General features: G+C 44.4%; 3 protein-coding genes. 1 reads left to right on the top strand and 2 read right to left on the bottom strand.

What is annotated here, in order from left to right; genetic code table 11:
- Positions 1-2260 (bottom strand): amino acid adenylation domain-containing protein (locus tag LC574_RS31900; RefSeq protein WP_229457576.1); only part of this gene is annotated, 2260 nt, incomplete at its 3' end.
- Between the two features lie 430 nt (positions 2261-2690).
- Between LC574_RS31900 and LC574_RS31895 the strand changes: the two genes are divergently transcribed.
- Positions 2691-2870: a hypothetical protein gene (locus LC574_RS31895; RefSeq protein ID WP_229457574.1), complete on the top strand. Its 180-nt coding sequence runs from the start codon at positions 2691-2693 to the stop codon at positions 2868-2870.
- Here LC574_RS31895 and LC574_RS31890 read toward each other — a convergent pair.
- On the bottom strand, positions 2851-3474 hold a 624-nt coding region (locus tag LC574_RS31890), incomplete at its 5' end, for an acyl carrier protein (RefSeq protein WP_229457573.1). The two genes, LC574_RS31895 and LC574_RS31890, sit on opposite strands and share 20 nt — an antisense overlap.

The following is a 3474-nucleotide window of genomic DNA, read 5'->3' as shown; positions in this document are numbered from 1 at the left end:
CAAAGGGAACATGAAACGCATATTGTCGAGAAGGAAATTGGGATTTCCAATAATCAACGTGGCTGGCCAAAGCTCCTTTTTTGTCTTCTTCCACAAGCAGACGGACAAAATCTGCGTAGGAAGGTGGCGAGGGGTTTTCAAAACTAGGCACACCACCCACCAAAATCTGGTCATAAGCGTACCAAAGTTCTTTAAATAGCACAGTTGTACTCAGCATATCAGCGATGATATGGTGGGCAATCATGGTGATGTCGTAGGTTGATTCATCAACTTTGACCACGATTGTTGCTAATAGCGGCCACTGCTCAAGACGCAGTTTTTGACTGCTTTGCTCGATGCGAGAGCGAATTTCACGATCGCGTCCGGCTGCACTCAAGTGACTACCATCAAAGAAATCTACAGGAAATTGCTTTTCTGTACCCATGACTTGTTGCTGCCATTGTCCATTGCGTTGCACAAACAAAGTACGCAGAGCAGGATGCCGTGCCATCATCAAATTGAAAGCTTTGTTGAAAACGTCGAGATTCAAAGCTTGGCGGTAGCGAAAACGTGTATACCCCATCCACTGATAAGGAGGCTCGAAGTATGTAACCAACCATTGCTGCGCTGGCCCCAGTGGTAAGTATTCCTGAGCAGCATCAATGGTTTCGTCCGGTTTTTTCTTCGGCTGACTCTCATTCAGCAGCGCCTGGAGAGCGTTTCGATCCAGCTTGCCATTATGATTCTTAGGCAAACTGGGCAACCATTCCACACGTTGGGGAATCATATAATCAGGTAGTAGTCGGGAGAGATGTTCCTTGATTTGTCGATTGTCCACCTTGTTTCCAGACAACCAAGCTATCAATCTCTTCTGCCCAGCCCCATAATCTACAGCTAAAACCGCTGCTTCGCGCACGGCTGGATGAGTATTAAGAACGCTCTCGATTTCTCCTAGTTCTACACGAAAACCCCGAATTTTTACCTGGTTGTCGATACGTCCGTGATATTCAAAACTACCGTCTGGCAATTCCTTCGCCAAATCCCCAGTCCGATAGAGATAATTTCCGGGAATTTGGAGAAAGGGATTGAGGCGAAAAGCTTCTGATGTGCGTTGCAAATCATTTAAGTAACCTTTGGCAAGTTGTACACCTCCAATCCAAAGTTCTCCCAACTGCCCAGGTACGACTGGCTGCATTTGCTCATCTAAAATCTTGATGTAAACATTATCAATGGCTTTGCCGATGGGAATTTGATTAGTCACTTGTTCATTAGGACGTTGCTCAATGATATGAGCAGTCACGTCAATGGATGCCTCAGTTGGGCCATAGAGGTTTGCTAGTCCAGTACCCGTTCCATACTTGTCAATCCAACGTTGGATAAAAGGTAAGGGCAAAGCTTCACCACTAAAAACTAACCAGCGTAAGCCAGGAAATTCCCAAGATTCATCTTCTAAAGCACTGATAAATTCGCCAAACAATGAAGGCACGAAATGCATAACATTGATTTGAGTATCCTTGATCCACTGAGCGAATTTCCAAGGATTGATTACTGTTTCCCTTTCCACTGGGCAAATAGTAGCTCCTTCCATCAACGTCCAGAAAAGTTCCCAAACGGAGATATCGAAACAGAAAGAAGTTTTTTGAGCAACTCTATCTCCAGGTTTCAGCCCGAATGTATTTTGCATCCAGCGTAGGCGGTTCATGTAACCCCGATGGTCGAGCATTACTCCTTTGGGGCGTCCGGTGGAGCCAGAAGTATATAGAACCGTCATCAAATCATCGGGATCATTAGTATAGGGCGGATCTTGATCTGAGAAAGTAGACCAAGTATCTTTACTAAGTAAGTTTAGTTCTTTGCTGGGGACGAACCCATCGCCATCGTCCAAGAACAGCAAAGTATGCAATGGTAACGCCGCATCCAAGCACTCTTCAAGTTTGTTAGTTACTTGGTACTCAGTTAGCAAAGTGCTAATCTTGGCGTGTTCGAGAATGTAACCGATGCGTTCGCCTGGGTAAGAAGGATCAAGAGGAACATAAGCCCCCCCAGCTTTGAGGATGCCCAAAATTCCCACTAGCATTAAAGGATTGCGCTGTGTCATGATGCCGACAAGAGTGTTTGGGCCTACACCCTGAGTCCGCAAATAATTGGCCAGTTGATTAGAAAAGCGATGTAACTGGGCGTAAGTAAGTTTAGTTTCTTGATGTAGAACTGCGATCGCCTCAGGTGTTTGGTGAACTTGTTCTACAATTTTCAGGTAAGGAATTTCTGTAATATTGCTCATCTCAATTATTTCCCTCTAAAGTTTTAGATTTTGGATTTTAGATTTCTTCTCGCGTTTAAATTCGCTTCCTCTCAGACCTTTTTAAATTTTGGACTTCGGCGTGAGCGCTCAGTCGAACGCTTTTGAATCTTCTAGGACTTACGCAAAATATCTCTCAAACTCTGATTTCTACCGCACCCCTACGGGGATCTTGCTACGCGTAGCGTCTCCCCTTCTCCCAAAGGGAGAGGCTAGCGCCAAGGGAGAAGTTGATATCGCAATACAGTTCAGTTAAGCATTTCTTCCTTCTCTCTGCGTCCAACTCTTGGAGACGCTGCGCGTTGGCAAAGCCTCTCTAAGATAGGACTTACGCACGCTCTACGAATTCTTGGCGTTCTTGGCGTCTTGGCGGTTCGATAAATTAAGCTTGCGTAAAATCGTAGCGTTTTTAATGCAAGGGGACGCATTGGCATTGTCAGCCGATGCATTGGCATTGTTACCCGATGCATTGGCATTGTTACCCGATGCATTGGCATTGTTACCCGATGCATTGGCATTGTTACCCGATGCATTGGCATTGCAGGGTATTGCCAAAATTAATTCGCTACGAATTAATGAAATGCTGTACTAAGTGTGTTTGCCATTTCTTGTAAACTCCTGCAACTTAGTAAGGCTTGGCGATCGACTTTCCCAATTAGCTTTTCCAAGCGGGTAATAATGCGGATACGTTCTAGGGAATCTACACCTAAATCTGCCTCTATATCTTTATCCATTTCATCAGAACTAATTTGGTAGTGACAAATTTCCTCCGCTACCTGTCGAATTGTGGACTCAATTTTCGCATCTGCTTGTGATATTGATAGCAGCTCTGTTGACTGTTGGGGTTGAATTGTCAGTGAGCATAATTCCTCTATCTGAGCAATGTATTCCTGCATTAACTGATCAATAAGGGACAAGTCAAAGAAGTTGTAGTCATAGCTAGCAAACAGATGTAAACTGCCGTCGAATATCTCTTGTAATATATCAATGGTTCCAACAGCATTTATGCCACCTGCTTGATAATCAATTACCTCTACAGGGCCGTATTGAGTTTTTATATGGGTATGCCCTGTGTAAGGGAAGTATAAATTTGATTTCAATACGCTCCTAAACATAGATAAACTATGCTCAGGTATTTTGCCGTCTTCTAAGGCTATATTATCCCGGAACATCAGCCCCATCTGGCGAGTCTGCGC

The sequence above is a fragment of the Nostoc sp. CHAB 5715 genome (assembly GCF_020829685.1).
GTDB lineage: Bacteria > Cyanobacteriota > Cyanobacteriia > Cyanobacteriales > Nostocaceae > Nostoc.
This window is presented reverse-complemented; position numbering and strand designations above follow the sequence as displayed.